An 18,756-nucleotide genomic window follows, 5' to 3' on the forward strand; every position below is an offset into this window, starting at 1 on the left:
TTTAGGTTCTACGTATATAAAGATATTTCTTCAAAAAACAGATACAATAGGCTTTTTAAATGTAATTTAGAACTTAGGCCTTACAAATATTTTTTTTAACGGATCTTCCTTGCCACTGATTTTTGTGGCAAATCAAGGCAAAAATAGCTCTTCTTTGAAAGCTGAGTTAAAAGATGCCATATCAGTTGCCGGTGATTCAGGAATATTATTTGTTACAGCTGCAGGTGATTACCGGCTTGATACCGATCTTTCACCATATTACCCTGCAAGCTATGACGTTCCCAGCATAGTTTCAGTTGCTGCAACGGACCATAATGACCAGTTGTCTTTTTTATCCAATTACGGGGCATCGTCAGTAGATTTAGGCGCCCCAGGAGTTGAAATATATTCAACTGTTCCCGGAAATTCCTATGCATATAATAGCGGCTCCTCTATGGCAGTTCCGCATGTGGTAGGCGTGGCAGGTCTGATCAAAGCCCGGGATCCGGAACTCACCGGTGAAGAATTAAAAGAAAAGTTGTAACTATTCAGCCATACTTTGAACAAAGGCAATTTTTCCTCGTTTCGAGGAAAAATTGCATATAAAATAACTCTATCTCTTCAGTATCATGCTTACACGTGAAGAGATTCTTGAAATCTATGAAGAAGGCCCTGAAGCAGTCGTTGCTGTAATTCAGAGACTTGAGACTATCATAGAGAAACAGGCTTCTCAAATTGCTGAACTTGAGGAACGTGTAAGGGTTTTAGAGGCTCGTCTAAATCAAAACAGCCAAAACAGCAGTAAACCTCCTTCTACTGACGTTTTTGTGAATGAAAAACCTAAACCTAAGAGTAGCCGCACAAGAAGTGGGAAAAAACCTGGTGGTCAAAAAGGTCATTCTGGAAGTACTTTCGAAATGGTTGGGGATCCTGACCATATAATATTTCATTCCCCTCACTGCTGTGAAAATTGTGGTCATGATCTTGAAGATACTGAAGTTCGGGACTGTGAACGCAGGCAAGAAGCTGATATTCCTCCTGTGAACATCATATTTACCGAACATCGTGCTGAGTCCAAGAAATGCCCTCACTGTGGGAAAATAAACAAAGGTACTTTTCCAGACTCTATAAAATTCCCTATTCAATATGGACCTCGCCTTTTATCCTCTCTTGTATATTTAAGGAACTTTCAATTGATTCCTTATAAACGGATTTGTGATTTGTCAGAGGACTTTTATGGAATACGTATCAGCCCTGCTACCATAAAAAGAGCTGAAAAGGAATTATTCCAGAAATTGGAACCTTTCGAAAAAGCTGTTTTCGAACATCTACGGGTAGCCTATTCTGTACATTGTGATGAAACAGGAATGAGGGTTTTAGGGACAAAATGGTGGCTCCATGTTGTTTCAAACAGTCTGTGGACATACTATTTTGTACATCCAAAAAGAGGATCAGAGGCAATGAATGCTTTGGGTTTTCTTCCAGAATACAAGGGGGTAGTAGTTCATGATGGTTGGGCATCATACAACAAATATGGATGTGAACATGCTCTCTGCAATGCTCATCTTAAGAGGGACCTCACTGGAGTTGAAGAGAATTTTGAGCAGCAATGGGCTAAAAAAGTAAATGAACTTCTGAGTGAAGTAAAAAAATATACCGACGAATGCAGAGAAATGGAAATTCCAATAGATCCAATAAAAGTCAGGGCATTCGAGGAAATATACGATAAAATAATTAAAGAGGGAATTGAAGAAAATCCACCTCCTGACCTCTCAAAACAGGTTAAAAAAAGAGGAAGACCAGCACAAACAAAAGCAAAGAATCTCCTTGATAGGTTCATAAAATACAAGGATAGGATTCTGAAATTCCTCAATGACCTGAGAGTTCCATTTGATAATAATCAAGCAGAGCGAGACATCAGAATGATGAAGCTACAACAGAAGATTTCGGGAACTTTCCGAAGCATCGAAGGAGCGGTAGCTTTCTGCAGAATTCGGGGATACATATCCACTATTAGAAAGAATAGCTTGAATGTCATGGATGCTATTCGAGCGGCGCTCAATGGAGCGCCGCTATTATCCGATAGTTGCAACATTAGCTGAAACTATGCTTTTTTTATCAGTAGGCTGAATAGTTACGAAAAGTTATTAGCAGCAGTAGACCCTGTCCCGGCCCTTGAAGGAAAAACAGTGACCGGAGGAAGACTAAATGCCTATAATTGCCTGGAAGCCGATTCTGTTCCTCCTTCTGGAGCCGCCGATCTTACTGTCAGTAACAGGACATTTTATTCCGTTACTCTGTCCTGGAAGGCTACCGGAGATGATGGAAACACCGGAATTGCAAAATTATATGATATCAGGTATTCTACATCTCCCCTCACCGATCTAAACTGGGATTCGGCAATAAAAGCCTCAGGTGAACCAAAACCACAAAGATCAGGCTCTTTAGAGACATTTAAAGTTACAGGACTGTTGAACAGTACCACCTATTACTTCGGCATGAAAGTGATCGACAATGTCGGCAATCCGTCAGGGTTATTGGAAGTATCCGAAACAACAACAACAACTCCTGTAATAGTATTCCAGGATACCATGGAAAACGGGCCTGGAGCTTGGACACATTCGGGAACCGGGGACAACTGGCAGCACGGCAGTCCGGCATCAGGCCCCGGATGCGCCTATTCGGGCTCAAACGTGTGGGCAACCAACCTTTCCGGGGACTATGGGACAGAGTCCATGAACGCTTCGCTGGTATCACCTCTTATCAACCTGGGTGGAATCAGGTCAACGCAGTTAACATTCCAGCATTTTTACAACACAGAAACCGGCTATGATGGGGCGATTGTTGAAATATCCAGTGATGACGGCAGTTCCTGGATACAAATAACGCCATCCTGCGGATACCCGGCGATTATAGATGACAGCAATGGCAATCCACTTGGGCCGGTTCCTGCCTATGGCAGTTATGTTGGCGCCAGATGGCATGAAGCAGTTTTTGATATTTCAGCATTTGACGAAAAATATGTAATCATACGGTTCAGGTTCGGAACTGACAGAGTTATCAGCAGTTTTTCCGGCTGGTATATCGATGATGTATTTGTAAAAGGGGAGATCCCTCCGGAATAAATAAATAAAAGACCGATCCTAGGTAACAGCCCGTACCCCCACAAATTCATCACCATCAATGCCAAAAACCGTCCGCTTCGGGAGCATTGTGTCCGTCCCGAGTTCCGCTTCGGGAGCACTGTGTCCGTCCCGAGTTCCGCTTCGGGATCGCAGTAAATCGAAGATTTACTGGGAGTTGCACTGCAAGTGCAACAGCACGAGGTCCGTTTCGCTCGCTTTGCTCACTCAAGCAGACTGAAATCGTAGTTTTAGGACTTATGTTTTATATTTTTGCAGTGCCGGCCAGCTTCATGCACTTTTCCGTGGCTATTTTTGTTTTGGAGTTTCAGGAAAAAGGCGGGCAGAAGGACTTTCACGAACTCTAACTTTTTCGATTCCGGGCCTGTTTTCCTTTTATGTCTCGCCCGAGTTCCGCTTCGGGAGCACGGGGTCCGTTTCGCTGCGCTCAAGCGGACGGAAATCGTAGTTTTAATACTTATTCTTTATTTTTTTACGGTCCCGGCCAGCTTCGTGCACTTTTCCGTGGCTCTTTTTGTTCCGGAGTTTCTGGAAAAGAGGCGGGCCGAAGGCCTTTCAGGAACTCGAACTTTTTTACTTCCGACCTTCTTTTCTCTTTTGGCTCGATATACAAAAAAAGGCCAAGCCCGGAACTGTGGAAAAAATGATTTCAAAAGAGGTGGACGACTTCTTTGAGTTCCAATTTCTTATTATCAATCACTAAAAGCCCTGCCTTACGGCCGTTGAGAACCCCTTTTCCTGTGTGGCAATCCTCGGAAAAGTAAACTGGCAGATTTTTGTAGATATTCATAAAGGGGGGCCATGTTGTGGGTGACAGCTCCGGTTAATATTACAAATATTGGGGACCTTAATATTAATTTTATAACCCTAATTTGACAGAAGCATACATTTTTAAATGTATAGATGGGCTTCATGCTTCTGTTTTTGCCATACAATTACATTTATTTATTGTAGTTTATATATATTGAGAATTATTGCAGATTTAAATGAACATTATGCCTATACAATGCGTTTTTTGTGACAAAATACTCTATTAATTAAAGAGATCTGTCAAACTTGGGTTATAATATTCATGGTCCCCACTGCCTTGTAAATGGTTGAAAAACCAGAGATTTCAAGATTAAGACACTACTCTAACTGTTGCCTGAGATTTCAATGGGCAAGGCAGAGTTGGATCAAAGGTAATTTGCAAACCACTTGCAACAACGAATCCACCTATCTGTTTAGCAGCGATTTGTGGGAGCATTTCAGGTTTTGCATTATTCACGTCTTGTGCGAAGACGTACAAATGCCATAATCCTTCGAGTTTTAAATTGTGCTTCAAAAGGGTCTTATAAATTTTCTCCATGTGTATTGAGCCGGTGTAGATACCATCATTGGGTTTCTCATCATGTTCAATACCGTCATCTGAAAGATTGACTATAAAGTACACATCATCCGGAGATCGGAGCAGCGAGAATGCGTAAAGATCTTCACCGGCGAATAGCTTACCGTTCTCACGTTTGAACCTCGTTTTGATAATCAATGGCTTTGCGAAGGCGTTATGTACATCCGGCACTTCTACCTCTACACCTTCGTTAATATGACTATTCTTTTGTGTTTCTTCAACAGAATGTGTGTACGTATTCCCTGTTGTGATGCGCTGATAATCCCATTTGACATGAACCTGGTAAGGCACACCAGCATTGGGAGCGCCATCAGGATAATCAAACTCAACATTGACTGTTTCAGCAATCGTTAGTTCATCCCTGACTGGTGGTGTGGCTTCCTGACCACGCCACCAGGGATCAGCATCGTCGGAAAGACCCACGGCCACAGCTCCTGTAGCAATTGCGGATGCAACTCCAGCAACAGTCGTACCAGCACCAGGCCCACCTCCCGGAGCTGGATCACAGCAATTGATGTCGCCCGTTGTCTCGTCGAAGTTTCCACCAACAGCAGTGCCCGCTGTGCCTTTACCCGCGGCCGCCGCAATGATGGCCACAATAGCAGCAACAGCTGCTACAATCCAGCCAAGGATCTTCCACCAGGGATCGCTAAAAGGTAAATCACCATGAATGCCTGTGTAAGGTGGATTTGGGTAAAAGGTCATTGACATCTTGGCTGGTACCCAAGGTCCCTGTGTTGGCCGGCAATCCATTAATCTTTCACTACAGGGCTGCCATTTATTTTTGGGTCCTATGACCTCAAAGTTTGAGACCTTGAAAATGCCTTCTTCAACGATACAGGTATATTCACCAGTCGTGACATCACGTGTTGTCTTCGAGACGAAGATATGCTTGAGTGTTCTTACGGGCGACATCCCCTGCGCCTGTGCGATAAAGCTTACGAGTTTTTTCCCCGGTGAACCATTTTCAAAATCAGCAAACCACGACACACGAACAGACGCTCCCGGTTTAATCTCTTGGAAGAAATAACTTTGAGCAACAGGCAAGATTCCGGGGTCTCCAACTCCTTCAAGATATATTGTTACTTTATTAAGTGTCACCCCTGATGTGTTCGTGCAAAAACATGTAATCCGCTGTTTCTTAATGGCTGTGTCAAAAATGCCATCAGGTAACATAATGTTAGTGAATGGTTCTACTGAAAAAGGACGTGTCTGTATGTCCATTGGTGTAATGGCCATTTAATATTCACCTCTGTTCAGAATTAATCACTATATATGTCATTCCGCCCTCTATTTTTTCCTCGTCCCGAGATATGACATGAAGCAGCACATAGGTCTCTGGCCTCAGTTCTTCTTGTGGCCAAACATTAAAGTAAATGGCTTTTGACGTGCCAGGTTTGATGGATATTTTGATCTCCTTTTCTAATCGTTCCCTACTCAAATCACCACAACCGGATTCGAGAGAAAGTCCAATCTTCAAAGAATCATACCCCACAGGCTGAAAATTCTTCAACCCCAGTTGAATAAGGCTTTGTTTGTCCAGTTCACCCCCAATTTCGGTTTTTATGTGTAATAGCTTCTTTTTTCTAATGGGGGCAGTTAACTGTATTGCCATTACCATTGCATTTTTTTTCATAGCCAAAACAGTAAGGTTTTTCTGAGCGATCTGGTTGTAATTGAATGGATCAAACTCGTTTGGCAACGGGGAAGGCAGTGGGTCACCAGGATGGATAACTTCAGCGATTAGACACTCATGCCCATCATTCACAATTTCAGGAATCCATGGAATTACACATAGGACATCCTTTGTATCTCTTGGATTTAGATCAACGAATGCCGAACCTACCAGGGTTGAATTACTTCGCAATATCCCTGTTGCCGGGTTGGACCAATAGAAGTTTACACGTGTGCCTGATGCAGTATTATCTCCTTTATTATGGACTCTCCCCCACAGAAAAGCCGGTTCACCTGCAATGGGTTGACCTGGAGAACCATTTGGATCATTTCCTGGAACGACCCAAATATCAGGGCTGTTCCACCAATAAGGGTCACCATCTTTCATTTCTAAAATGGCTGGCATACTATCTATCCCTCCGTTTCCGAATTTTCACATTAAATTGCTCAATAACCTCTATTTTATGAATAATTTCAAAAATACATTCAACAATCTGTCTTAAAAACAGTTTAAATTTCACAATTGACTTTGGCAGTGCGTCAATTTTTCTATGAAATCGAAAGCATTACTTGTTTTTCAAACAATGATAAGAAATTCGAATTCAAATTTATAGAAAACGAACATGATATTTTTCGAATAACAGGCACAAAGAATGAAACTATGGCGTCATTATGGGGTTGGAAATATTGAGTTTGGAGAGCCAATTTTCAATTGAGTATTCGTCTTCAAGCTATCGTTTTTGTTACGCCGAGTAGTTTTTGTATATAAATCATGTTGTTGTACGATGGTTCCACTACAATATATCTACCATTCTGCAGTAAAAAACGCCATATTAGGCACGTAGAGGTAAAACGGGCCGCTATGGTGGGATTTTTGTGAGCCAAAAATCCAACCTCTTTTTGACCCCATAGGAATGAAAGTACACATTGCACTTTTGTGTTAATTCATGACACTGTCGTTTAGCTCCAACATCAACACTAACCCATCACGCAGTCAACTTAGCCCCCTCTACATTTTATTTGATATGTATTATAAATAATGTCTTATTATAAGCTAGTGTGCTTTTTATATATATTTTTTTTGATGATTTTTATGAAAAAGTAATGTTCAACCCAATTCCAAATTTTAGCACTCTCGTATCATTTTACTGCACAAAAATGATAATTTGTTGAAATAGTCTTAACTTAACATTCTAGGTCGTGGTGGTGAGTCATTGATCAAACCTGAAAAAAAGAGCACATTCTCCGTGTTTTGGAAAACTGTAGTGGGTTCTTATGCTTGTGGTTTTCAGTAACTCGCCCCCACTACCATAATTCATAAGGGGAATAAAAAATCTTTCATTTTGCAATTGTTTCTCTTTGCGTTATAAATTCATCCCCAACATCTGTAACATTAACATACTTTGAAAGATCCTCACCTTCTTGAGGAATTTTTGAAATAGAACCTTGACTTTCGGATGTAACCTTAATATAACCAATATATCTCAGATGATACAACTCTCTTTTAAGCCCATTTGTCATAAAATATTTGCCAAATGGAGGGTTAACTAATTTCTTTAAATTGTGGTACATTGGGCCTGACATTGTTGATAAAAACATTTTTTCTACTTTATCTTTTGTTTCATCCACTTTAGTGTTTGTTTCTTTTACTTTATCTTTAGTTTCTTCGACTTGTCTATTTGTTTCGTTAAGTTTACTCTGGAATTCAGCTTTAAAGTTACCCCCAAACAAATCAAATGATTTGAGGTCAGAAATTTTAATAAGTAGCACCATCAAAATGGCTGTTCCGAAAATAAGGAAATAAAGTGAATCTGGCCCATTAATAAATAATTTCAAAACAAAAAGTACCTCAATTAGAAGAAGGATTATGAATGTAATCATCTTTAGTTTTTTATCTGAGTTATCCTTATCTGAGTTATCCTTATCTGAGTTATCCTTATCTGAGTTATCCTTATCTGAGTTATCCATAAGTATCCCTTACATTTTCCGTATAGGATAATATTACACACATTATATATATAATAATAATTATATCTTCTGAATAATGATATCCTCAAAGTCACAGGTAATATTATCTGAATCTTTTCCCCACTCCCGTTCTTTTCTTACTTCAAACCCTGCCTCATAAAAGCCAGTAACCCTTTCAAAATCTCCTTAGGACTCGGAGGGTTCCCCGGAATTTTCATATCCACAGGCAGAATCTTATCGACGCCTCCCAGCACTGCATAAGAATCCTTGAAAATCCCGCCGGTGCAGGCGTCGTCGCCGACGGCTATTACGTATTTGGGGGAGGGCATGGCCTCATAGGTTTTTAGGACGGCCGGGGCCATGTTATTTGTGACGGCTCCGGTTACTATCAGGGCATCGGCGTGGCGGGGGGAGGCTGTAAAGGATATGCCGAAACGGGCGATATCGTAGTGGGGGGCCGAAAGGTTGTTAAGTTCGATTTCGGTGGAATTGTCGCTGCCGACTTCCTTTTGAGCCCCTGCTTTTCTTTCCTGTTTTTTTTCGATTTTCCATACGGAGGCGGCCGGGCTTTTTTTGAAAATTCTGAAAAATCAGATGCGTAAAATAAGTAAAATTAGATAAATATTGATGTAATTTATGAACGGAGCCAATTTCCATAAAAATTTTAATTATTTTTTTCATTTATATAATACTTATTATCATTTTCTTCAAATTTGTTGTTATATTTCGGAGATCTCTTTGAATTTATTTCTAAATTGATTTTTTTTGTTTTTTGGATTACAGTTGTTGTAAATATAGAATACAATGTCAAAAAATATAATGCTGATGTTGGTATAAACAGTTGAAATAAAATGCTTACTAAATAGTCATTACCTATAAGAAAAATAATGCCTCCGATGTAAAACGCAGCAATAAAATAAGATAATGTTCTGTATAAAACAAAATTCTCTCTAATATTAATATAATCGAAAGGTTTTATATGATATCTAAGCTCATTCAAAGCTCTATAAAAGTTATCACTTTGTTTAAGGTCTAAATTCAATATTTTATTCTTTAAATACCATTCATTGTAAAACTCTTTTGTTTTATGCATTTTTGATTCAAGTATTCTAAATTGCTTGCAGTAGTGATCAGCGAACGAAAATATTACTGTTCCACCAATTGCGTATGTAAATAAAATACTTGAAAACGATATTTGATTTGAATATTTTTTACCATATGAATCGAAAGAATCGAAAGAATCGAACGATATAGTAAGATATGTAGCTATCCATTGCTTCATTGATTCAAACATTGTGATTATTTCTTGATTTTGTTGAATAGTTATTTTGTTATATAGTATATAACATATGATAAAACCTATTAAAGTCCCCATCAGTATAAAATAAACAGTGTAAACAATTTTAAATTTTGATATGAGCATAATAGAATTATATCTCATTGTATTTTCTTTCTTTGTTCTTATCAATACGAATATTTCAGGTATTGATAATAATATAAGTGTCAAAAATAAAGTCAATAGGTACGTATAATTGTTTATATATTCAAAATGATTAGCAATAATTCCCGATATAACAATTATAAATATTATAATAAAGTAACTATATGTATTATATAATAATGCACCATGTTTGTAATTATATATTAAAAACTCTTCTTGCGAACAGTTGAGTAAGTATTTATATAACTTTTTAATAACTTTTTTTTCATTATTTTTTAATTTATTTCTGTTATTTTTTGTTTTGTCTCTACAAATAATTCCATAAATTTCTTTGAATGATTTTTTTGCTTCCAATTTTATGAAAATTATATAAGAAAAAAAGATCCATAAAAATAAACAGAAGTAAATTACTACATACTTCATATATTTTTTGTCACCCCAATACTAGAGTTCACCTTTTTGTTAATATAAACTTAAAATCCTCATCATTAAGTCTAATAACTCAATATTTGTATTATAATCGTAATGATGAGGCATTATATAAAAACAGTAAATTTTAGTACACTCGTCTTCGGTTAATTGAGGAATCGTAATAAATGCCTTCGTTTTCGCAACAATTTCCTATAACCTTGATCTTGAAAATCAATATGTTCAATTGATTATGCATAGATTATTCAATGAAAAATTCTAAGCCGTTGCTGTATGTTCCTGAGTAGCCGCAAAATCGAAGCAATGTAATTTAAAGGTATCGTTCCATGTTTCATATAAAGCGGATTTGAATGCTCTCAGCATTTGCGTTATTATTTTCTGTTTGACAGTCAATGACACCCAGCACAATGCCCAAAATCAAGTCTTTAAAACCTTTGACTTACATATTAAACAAGTTTTTTGATTAGTAAAAATATAAACGTTTTTGTTATTGGTGACATCCAGGAACAACTTCGCTAACTTGTATAAACAAACGACCCCCCAATAATAGATAAAATAACCCCACTCTCTTTATTTTCTTACTTTAAACCTTGTTTCATAAAAGCCAGCAACCCTTTCAGAATCTCCTTTGGACTCGGAGGGTTCCCCGGAATTTTCATATCCACAGGTAAAATCTTATCGACGCCTCCCAGCACTGCATAAGAATCCCTGAAAATCCCACCGGTGCAAGCGTCGTCGCCGACAGCTATTACGTATTTGGGGGAGGGCATGGCCTCGTAGGTTTTGAGGACGGCCGGGGCCATGTTATTTGTCACGGCTCCGGTGACTATCAGGGCATCGGCGTGGCGGGGGGAGGCTGCAAAGGATATGCCGAAACGGGCGATATCGTAATGGGGGGCCGAGAGGTTGTTCAATTCGATTTCAGTGGAATTGTCGCTGCCGGTGTCGAGTGCGCGGAGGGTGAGACTCCGGCCCAGGGTATGGTGAACTTCTTTTTTCAGGGCGGAGCCGATTTCTTCAAGTTCGGAATCGGCGAAATCGAACTTTTCAGTAACTTTAGGGCGGAATACGTAGGTCAGAGGGTTTACCATTTTCTTTCCTCACATTTTTAACCACGGATTGACGCAGAACCCGAGTTTCGTTTCGGCACCCGAGTTCCGTTTCGGCACCCGAGTTTCGCTTCGGCACCCGAGTTTCGTTTCGGCACCCGAGTTTCGTTTCGGCACCCGAGTTCCGTTTCGGGAGCACGGGGTCCTTTTCGGGAGCTATGCTCCCTCAAGAGGACGAAAAAACGCCAGAGCAACCGTAAATGTCATCTATCCGGCATTCTTTTTCCGTGCTTTTCCGCGTCTTCCGTGGTTTTTTTCTGTTAATACATCTTAACCACAAAAAAAACGCCAGAACAACCGTAAATGTCATCTTTCCGGCATTCTTTTTCCGTGCTTTTCCGTTTCTTCCGTGGTTTTTTTCTGTTAATACATCTTAACCACAAAAAAAACGCCAGAACAACCGTAATTATCGTCTTCCGGCATTCTTTTTTCCGTGTGTTCCGTGTGTTCCGTGTGTTCCGTGGTTTTTTTTCTGTTAATACATCTTAAACTACAAAAAAAACGCCAGAACAACCGTAAATGTCATCTCCCAGACATTCTGTATTTTTCCGTGGCTTTTTCTCTAATACTGGAATCTATACACTAATATTATACTTCAGAGGTCAGTGCCCGCATAGGACATGTTCAGGCTCTTGTTAATCACTGGAAAGTCCGGCACGATGTTATCTATCACAGCGTGTTCAATGGCCTTCCAGTTGCAAAATGAAGCCGTACGGACCTTATAACGTTCAACCAGCCCATTTTTCACCCAGACCCAGTGCAGCGTCTGCCCCCTCGGGGCTTCCACCATCGAAAGAGCAAAACCATCCGAAATACCGGAAACCGGAGGCGAGCAGAGCACCGCCCCTTCCGGAATATCCGAAACCAGTTTTCGTATAAGGGTTCCCGAGGCCCGGATCTCGGCGGCTTTGACCTTGAAGCGGGAAAGTACATCTCCCGTGGAAAGCACCTTCCTTTCAGGAGGCATTTTCCCGTAAACGCTGTAGGGCTGGGTCGTCCTGACATCGTAGGCAGCCCCGGAGGCTCTGGCAATCGGGCCGGTCAGGTTCAAAGGAGCTATAAGGTTCTTCTTGATCACCCCGGTTGTCGAGAACCTGTCTATAAGAGAGGAAGAGCTCATGGCCGTCTTGAAGGCTTTTTCAAAGTGACCCTCAAAGCTTTCCAGGTAGGAGGCCAGCTTCTCAAGCAATTTGCCGGAAATGTCCTGCTTCATGCCCCCGATATCCATAGCCCCTTTCAAAAAGCGGGAACCTGTAAGGATATCGTTCTGCCTGAAGAGCTCTTCTCTAAGGATCAGGAAAGGCGAGGTTATCCTGGGAAACCCGACGTCCGTTGCCATTCCCCCAAGGTCCCCGAGGTGGGAGTTGATTCTCTCAAGCTCAAGCAGGACAGCCCGCAGGTACTCGGCCCGCTCCGGGACCCGCATTCCGGCCAGCTTTTCTACGGCCATGCAGAAGGCAACAGCGTTTGCGGCTGACTCGTCTCCGCTAATGGCCTCGGCAATCGGAAGACAGGCCTGCGGAGTCTTTCCCTCGGCCAGTTTCTCAACTCCCCGGTGCTTGTAAAACATCCGGATTTCCAGGTTGAAAATGGGTTCCCCGATTACGCTGAACCTGAAATGGCCGGGCTCGATAATCCCGGCGTGGACGGGGCCGACAGGGATCTGGTAAACGCCTTCGCCTTCCAGCTGCTTGAAGGGATAATTTTCCTGCGGGGATTCAATTGTCCGGATTTTTCCGTTTTTAAAGGACTTGAGGAGGGGGTGGAAGCCCTCAGGGTAGGCCTCATGCAAAAAGAGCCTGCGCTTATCAAAAGCATCCGGGAAGTCCAGCCCGAAGCCGTCTCTTATTTCCCGCTCGTACCAGCAGGCCGAGGGGAAGGGTTTGGCAATCGAAGACGCTTCCTTTTCCACGGGACGGAGGAAAATGAAGATTTCCGAATAGCCTCTTTTCCGGAAAGCGTAAAAGAGAGTGAAGGCCGGAGCTTCTCCTTTATCTTTATCTCCTTTATCTCCATTTTTCCCTTCAAAACCCTGGACGCAAAAGAGGTTTAGCAGGATAAAATTCTCTTTGATAAAGACCGGTAAGCTTTCCTGAAACTCCTTTTCCGGGAGAGGGATATAGAATTCCCCGTTTTTGCCGTTCCTTATCTGTAACTCTTTCGAAATATTCCTTAAAAGGTCTGTAATGTATTCCGAGGCATTCATTCTCGTTTTTTCTTTCATTCTTTGCATCCCCTCTTCATTCCTTTCAGACTCTGCTCTCTTTCGGTGTTTATTTTCATCTAAGGCCTCCGTTCAGATATATCCGAGTTCCTGCACGATTCCGTTCAGGAGGTTTTCCAGGAAAGGAGGGCAATAGACCCCGAGTACAAGGACCAGGCAGAGCATGATGACTATCGGGACTTTCATTCCCAACCTGATGTGATAGGGCTTAAGCTGCTCTTCTGAAACAGATCCCGAACTTCTCGTAAAAGCTTCGAGCAAAAACCTCGCAAAAGCCGCCGAGGCCAGCACCAGGAAGAGGAGGACAGAAAAGACCAGTATACCTCCATGCGGGAGCCGGGCAGCTTCCAGAAGAATGGATAATTTAGCCGAAAAGATCGGGAATGGGGGAAGGCCCACGATTGCAACGCTTCCCACAATAAAACCCCAGCCCGCAAGAGGCTGGAGCTGGAACACGTCCCGCATATCTCCGGCCAGGTTACTCTCGTACTGCCTGTGCAGGATGCCTGCCGAAAAGAAGAGCGAGGCCTTGGTAAGGGAATGGGCCAGGACATAATAGAGTGTCCAGAAAAGGGCAAGGGGGCTACCTGCACCGATTCCCAGCAGGATTATTCCCATGTGTTCCACGCTTGAAAAAGCAATTAACATCTTCATGTTTTTCTGCCTGAGCATGTTCAGGACAGCAACCGCAACCGTCAGCAGGCCAAAAGCAATAAGGAAATTTGAGACCAGAGGCCCGGCCCCGGTCTGTCGGGCCAGGACGTACATTCTGAGAATCCCGTAGGTCCCGAGGTTCAAAAGGACGCCTGAAAGGATGGCGCTAACAGCCGACGGGGCTTTGGAGTGAGCATCCGGGAGCCAGGTATGGAAAGGTACTATGCCTGCCTTGGCCGCAAAACCGATGAAGATGAAGACAAAACTTGCGGTCAGCATTTTTGGAGAAAGGGAGCCCGCGTTTGCCATAAGCACGGTCCAGTTCAGGGTTCCTCCTCCGCAGCCGGGAACTTCCTCAGAGAGTGTGAAGAGGAAAATCAGCCCGATAAAGGCAAAGAGCATGGCCCCTGAGGCTATGAAAATGTACTTGAGGGCGGCATCGATATTTTCCCGGGCCGAGAGGATGGCCACAAGGACCGCTGAAAAGACCGTCGTCAGTTCGGCAAAGATCCAGAAGAGGGCCAGGGAATCGGAAAAGAAGGCCAGGGTCGTGACCGTAAGCAGGAGGCTGAACGCCATATAAAATATTTTCAGGTTCTTGCGGTTCAGTTCCTGGGCTTCCATAAGGCTTTCCACGTAGCCGTTAGCGTAGACCGAGGCAAAGCAGAAGAGCAGGGCCGCAACCAGAGCTTCGTAGAGGCCCAGACTATCCAGGTAAAAATAGCTGTTTTCGGCTGTCAGTCCGTGGGTTCCGTTAGCAAGGGCAAAAGCGCCTATTGCAAGGTATGCGAGTGAGTGCAGGACTGTAAAAGCGTTCATCGCCCTGTGGGATTTCGAAAGTAAAACCAGGGCAAAAGCCAGAGCCCCGACTATAAGGTAATTGTAGATAATCACAGGTATTCCCTCCTGGACCAAATTTTAAGTTTCATGAGCCGCTGGTGGTATTCCTCGATCGTGGAATCAATTCCTACGGCCAGGATGGTTGTCAGAAGGACCAGGATGATCAGGTCAATAATAATCAGCACCTCGATGATGAAGGGCAGTTCTGTCACAAAGATCCCGAACAGGAGCACCCCGTTTTCCATGCTAAGGTAGCCGAGGACTTTTGTAATCACCTTCCTGCGGCTGAACATAACGAGCATACCCATAAGAGTCAGGGAAAGCCCGATTACGGCCCCGAAGAAGAACAGTTTATCCAGGGCGAAAAAGCCCGAGAGGAAAACGTAAACCAGCAGGATCAGGCCAATGCTGACCAGAATGGAAGACGTAGGTTCCAGGTAGTTGAATTTCATGTCCCTGCTGATTTTAACTTTATCCTCAACCCTGTTTATGAAGAAAGGAATAAGCAAAACCTTGCTGACAAACGTCAGGACCGCAATCGATAGCAGCATAGGACTTCCCTCTATCAGATAGAGGAGGCCTGCAATAAGGGCCAGGAGCAGGGACTGGACAGTATAGGTGGTCAGAAGCGAGGCGAGGTTTCTTGAGGAAATGACAAGCGCCGCTGTGACCAGCACGAAGACGAAGAGGATCCTGATCGCCCCTTCGAGAAATACGGGGTCTGTAAGGAATGGGAAAATCATGCGAATACCTCCATGAGGATGGTAAGGGCCGAGAAGAAAAAGGCCATCATGTAGAAAGCAGGCAGCCTGAAGAGCCTCATCTTTGAAAGCGAGGACTCGAAAAGCCCGATTACTACTGCCAGAAGGCCAGCCTTTACGAGGAAAGCCAGAACCGAGACTGCAAGGCCTGAGCCCGAAAGCCCGCTAGAAAGCCCGACCGGGACAAGGATGTTTATCAGGACCGCCATCAAAAGGGTCTGTTTAACCGAATGGGTCAGTTCTATGAGGGCCAGGTTTTTTCCGGACTGTTCCAGGACCATGGCCTCGTTTATCATGGTAAGTTCGAGGTGGGTTGCCGGGTTATCCACGGGGAGCCTGCCGGTTTCCACTATGATGATTATGAAAAGGGAGATGGAGACCAGAACAAGGGTCGAGCTCACCGGGATTACGGAAGCCGAAGTAATGGCGAACATCTCGTGCAGGTCCACGGTCTTTAAAACGTATGCGAGAGCCGCGAATGATATAACCATAGTGGGCTCGATCACGGCCGAAAGGCTCATTGCCCGCGAACTTCCCATGCCTCCGAAGGCGCTGCCCGCGTCAAGCCCGCAGAGCGCTGTGAAAAAGCGCTCGATTGCGAGCAGGTAGATGAAAACTATGATGTTTCCTATCCCTGCCGGAGCGTTTGGGATAAAGACGACCGGGACAAAGAGGGAGGCCAGCAGGAGGACTGCCAGGTTCAGATAGGGGGTTACCCTCATGATCCCGGAAGAGGTCGGGGAGTAGACCACTTCCCTGTGCAGGAGTTTTCTTAAGTCGTAATAATTTTGCAGAAGCCTCGGGCCTTTTCTTCCCTGGGCTGCGGCCTTGACCTTTTTGATCAGGCTCATGTAGAGGGGGGAGACCAGGAGCACGAACCCTGTGTTCAACAGGCAGAAGAGGATGAAAGATAGGTTTGAGTCCGAAATCATGCGAACCACCTCGTAAAGATCATAAGCACAAGCACCGTGAGGAAGACGTAAAGTATATAGGTGTCCAGCCTCCCGTTTTGCAGCTTCGATACCTGTTGTGAGACTCTATCAACTGCCTGGGCCACGGGCAGGTAGAGGTATTCCTCGAAGAACTTCATAAGCCGGATTTCAGCGGTCCCATGCTCGAATATGCATTCCCGGCTATCGGCAAAGGTCCTGCTGCTCAAAAGCTGGGTTCTGTATATCTTTTTGAAGATTAGCACGAGAGGTTCGGAAAAGCCGGCCGAGCTGTATTCCATTATCGGGTGCTGGGCCAGGATCCCGCAGCCCCAGGTTTCTTTACTGACCCTCGGGCCTGAGGAAGGTCCGAAGTTCCGGACGGAAAGCCAGACCAGCAGGTAGGTGACAATCAAAATCCCGCCGACAAAAAGCATGTCCGGAACCTCGGCCGGAAGCCCGGCCTCGACCCCAACCGAAAGCCCGAAGAAGGCAAAGAGCCGGGAGGAAAAGAGGCCTGTTACGATACAGAGGACAGCAGGGACAGCCTGTCCGAGCAACATGATTTTTGGAACTTCCCTTGCTCGTTCCGCCTTTTCCGTCCTGGGATGAGCCAAAAATGTTGTTCCGAAGACTTTTACAAAAAGGGACGCAGCAAGGGCGCTTGTAAGGGCAAAAGCTGAGAGGCTGATAATGAGGAGCACTTTCAGGAAAGGGGCTTCTGCTCCCGCAAGGGCTGAGGACGAGAAAAAGGCCTGGAAGAGCATAAGCTCGCTCACAAACCCGTTTGTGGGAGGGAGAGCCGCAATCGAAACCGATCCGACCAGGAAGAGGAGAGCGGTATGAGGCATGTGTTTTACAAGTCCTCCCATTTCCTCCAGGTTCCGGGTTCCGGTCTCGTGCACGATTGAGCCCGCGGCCATGAAAAGCAGGCTCTTGAACATAGCGTGGTTCAGGCAATGGAAACCCGCGGCTGCAAGGCTGAGCCCCGCAAGTCCTGCAAGTCCGCTGACCCTGAAGATGAGGTAGAGCCCGATTCCTATCAGGATAAGCCCCACGTTTTCAATGCTGCTGTAGGCGAGCATCCTTTTGATATCGTTTTCTTTCAGGGCGTAAACGACTCCCAGAAGAGCCGAGACACTGCCGAAGACAAGGACCAGGACCCCCCACCAGAGTTCAGGCTCGACTGCAAGCAGGAAACGCAGCAGCCCGTAGATTGCAACCTTGAGCATGACCCCGGACATGAGGGCCGAGATGTTTGAGGGGCTGGCCGGGTGGGCATAGGGCAACCATTTATGGAAAGGCACGATTCCGGCCTTTATCCCGAAACCGAAAAAGAGGGCAGGGAACATCCAGGAAAGTGTTTTTGGGTCCAGGAGTCCGAAGCCCCGGAAGTCAAAGGAGCCTGTTTTGGAATAGAGGCCAATAAAGGCTGAGAAGAGAAAGACCGTGCTCAGGCTGGTCATGATAAAGTAAAACAGGGCCGCTTTTCCGCTTTCCGGCTTTTCGTATTCGTAGATTACCAGGAAAAGGGAAGAGATGGACATGAGTTCCCAGAAGAGCAGGAAGGAAAAGCCGTTTGCCGAGAGCACGACGAGTAGCATTGAGAAGATGAAGAGGTTCATCAGGGCTACATGCAGGCTTTTTCGCCCTTCGCTTTTCTCGTCCTCAACATATTTTATGGAGTAAAGCGAGACTCCCAGGGACACAAGGGCTATCAGGAGCACAAAGCCCGCCGAGAGCTGGTCTATGAGGAAGGTGAACTCCAGGGGAGAAAGGAAGCTGTAGCTTTCTATCAGCACTTCCCGCCCCTCATAGAGCACTCCGGCCGCAAAGCCCGAAAGCAGGCCCGAGGACAGAAAGGTCAGCCCCAGGGAGATTGTCCGGCAATTTTTACTGCGATACAATAAGGAAAGGACCGTCCCGAGAAGCAGGAAGGCCAGACCACTGGCTAGCAAGAGTTCTGACATCTAAGGATCACCGAAGAGGCGGATGAACTTTAAAAAGGATTTGAATCTCAGAAAGGGGCTTGCTGCAAGGAGTCAGGCCGGAGATTTTCGGGTCCGGGTTTATTAAATTGTAAATTCCACCATTAGTCGTCTAACATTCCACCATATTGTTATATGAATGGATGCCGGACAAAATTATAGAATTATATACGTTTGCAGTATAAATATTTGAATATTTTATTAAATATTATTTAAATAGAAACCCGGTT

Annotated in this window: 14 protein-coding genes; 3 read left to right on the forward strand and 11 right to left on the reverse strand. The window is 44.1% G+C overall.

Translation table 11 applies throughout. The features are described from left to right. Positions 1-124 precede the first annotated feature (124 nt). The 3 genes from ACZ5QV_RS14435 to ACZ5QV_RS14445 all read left to right on the forward strand — a co-directional run bounded on the left by ACZ5QV_RS14435 (position 125) and on the right by ACZ5QV_RS14445 (position 3,104). On the forward strand, positions 125-523 hold the full coding sequence (locus ACZ5QV_RS14435; RefSeq protein WP_464600466.1) for a S8 family serine peptidase: 399 nt from the start codon (positions 125-127) through the stop codon (positions 521-523). 85 nt (positions 524-608) lie between these two features. After that, positions 609-2,081 (forward strand): IS66 family transposase, encoded by a 1,473-nt coding sequence (gene tnpC / locus ACZ5QV_RS14440; RefSeq protein WP_464599339.1) that lies wholly within the window; start codon positions 609-611, stop codon positions 2,079-2,081. 87 nt (positions 2,082-2,168) lie between these two features. Continuing rightward, a complete protein-coding gene (locus ACZ5QV_RS14445) occupies positions 2,169-3,104 on the forward strand; it encodes a fibronectin type III domain-containing protein (RefSeq protein ID WP_464600467.1) in 936 nt (311 codons plus the stop codon). A 1,138-nt stretch (positions 3,105-4,242) separates the two neighbouring features. On the opposite strand, the gene ACZ5QV_RS14450 is transcribed toward ACZ5QV_RS14445, so the two are convergent. From ACZ5QV_RS14450 to ACZ5QV_RS14500, 11 genes are all read right to left on the reverse strand, one after another. Beyond that, positions 4,243-5,748, reverse strand: a complete 1,506-nt coding sequence (locus tag ACZ5QV_RS14450) for a hypothetical protein (RefSeq protein ID WP_464600468.1) — start codon at positions 5,746-5,748, stop codon at positions 4,243-4,245. Positions 5,749-5,755: 7 nt separating this feature from the next. Next, positions 5,756-6,589 (reverse strand): hypothetical protein, encoded by an 834-nt coding sequence (locus tag ACZ5QV_RS14455; protein ID WP_464600469.1) that lies wholly within the window; start codon positions 6,587-6,589, stop codon positions 5,756-5,758. A gap of 932 nt (positions 6,590-7,521) precedes the next feature. Next, positions 7,522-8,151, reverse strand: a complete 630-nt coding sequence (locus tag ACZ5QV_RS14460; RefSeq protein ID WP_464600470.1) for a hypothetical protein — start codon at positions 8,149-8,151, stop codon at positions 7,522-7,524. Positions 8,152-8,288: 137 nt separating this feature from the next. Beyond that, a complete protein-coding gene (locus ACZ5QV_RS14465; RefSeq protein WP_464602116.1) occupies positions 8,289-8,732 on the reverse strand; it encodes an NADH-quinone oxidoreductase subunit B family protein in 444 nt (147 codons plus the stop codon). Positions 8,733-8,815: 83 nt separating this feature from the next. Continuing rightward, positions 8,816-9,946, reverse strand: a complete 1,131-nt coding sequence (locus tag ACZ5QV_RS14470) for a hypothetical protein (protein ID WP_464600471.1) — start codon at positions 9,944-9,946, stop codon at positions 8,816-8,818. Between the two features lie 653 nt (positions 9,947-10,599). Then, a complete protein-coding gene (locus ACZ5QV_RS14475; RefSeq protein ID WP_464600472.1) occupies positions 10,600-11,112 on the reverse strand; it encodes an NADH-quinone oxidoreductase subunit B family protein in 513 nt (170 codons plus the stop codon). Positions 11,113-11,725: 613 nt separating this feature from the next. Beyond that, entirely contained in the window at positions 11,726-13,354 is a 1,629-nt protein-coding gene (locus tag ACZ5QV_RS14480; RefSeq protein ID WP_464600473.1) for a hydrogenase large subunit, read from the reverse strand. A 72-nt stretch (positions 13,355-13,426) separates the two neighbouring features. Next, positions 13,427-14,902, reverse strand: a complete 1,476-nt coding sequence (locus ACZ5QV_RS14485; protein ID WP_464600474.1) for a proton-conducting transporter transmembrane domain-containing protein — start codon at positions 14,900-14,902, stop codon at positions 13,427-13,429. Further along, complete coding sequence (locus ACZ5QV_RS14490) at positions 14,899-15,591, reverse strand: hydrogenase subunit (protein ID WP_464600475.1); 693 nt, start codon at positions 15,589-15,591, stop codon at positions 14,899-14,901. Before ACZ5QV_RS14490 ends, ACZ5QV_RS14485 begins: the two co-directional genes overlap by 4 nt. Beyond that, on the reverse strand, positions 15,588-16,541 hold the full coding sequence (locus tag ACZ5QV_RS14495) for a respiratory chain complex I subunit 1 family protein (protein WP_464600476.1): 954 nt from the start codon (positions 16,539-16,541) through the stop codon (positions 15,588-15,590). The genes ACZ5QV_RS14490 and ACZ5QV_RS14495 overlap by 4 nt, the downstream gene beginning before the upstream one ends. After that, positions 16,538-18,508 (reverse strand): proton-conducting transporter transmembrane domain-containing protein, encoded by a 1,971-nt coding sequence (locus ACZ5QV_RS14500; protein ID WP_464600477.1) that lies wholly within the window; start codon positions 18,506-18,508, stop codon positions 16,538-16,540. Before ACZ5QV_RS14500 ends, ACZ5QV_RS14495 begins: the two co-directional genes overlap by 4 nt. Positions 18,509-18,756: the final 248 nt, after the last annotated feature.

Source organism: Methanosarcina baltica (assembly GCF_055394095.1).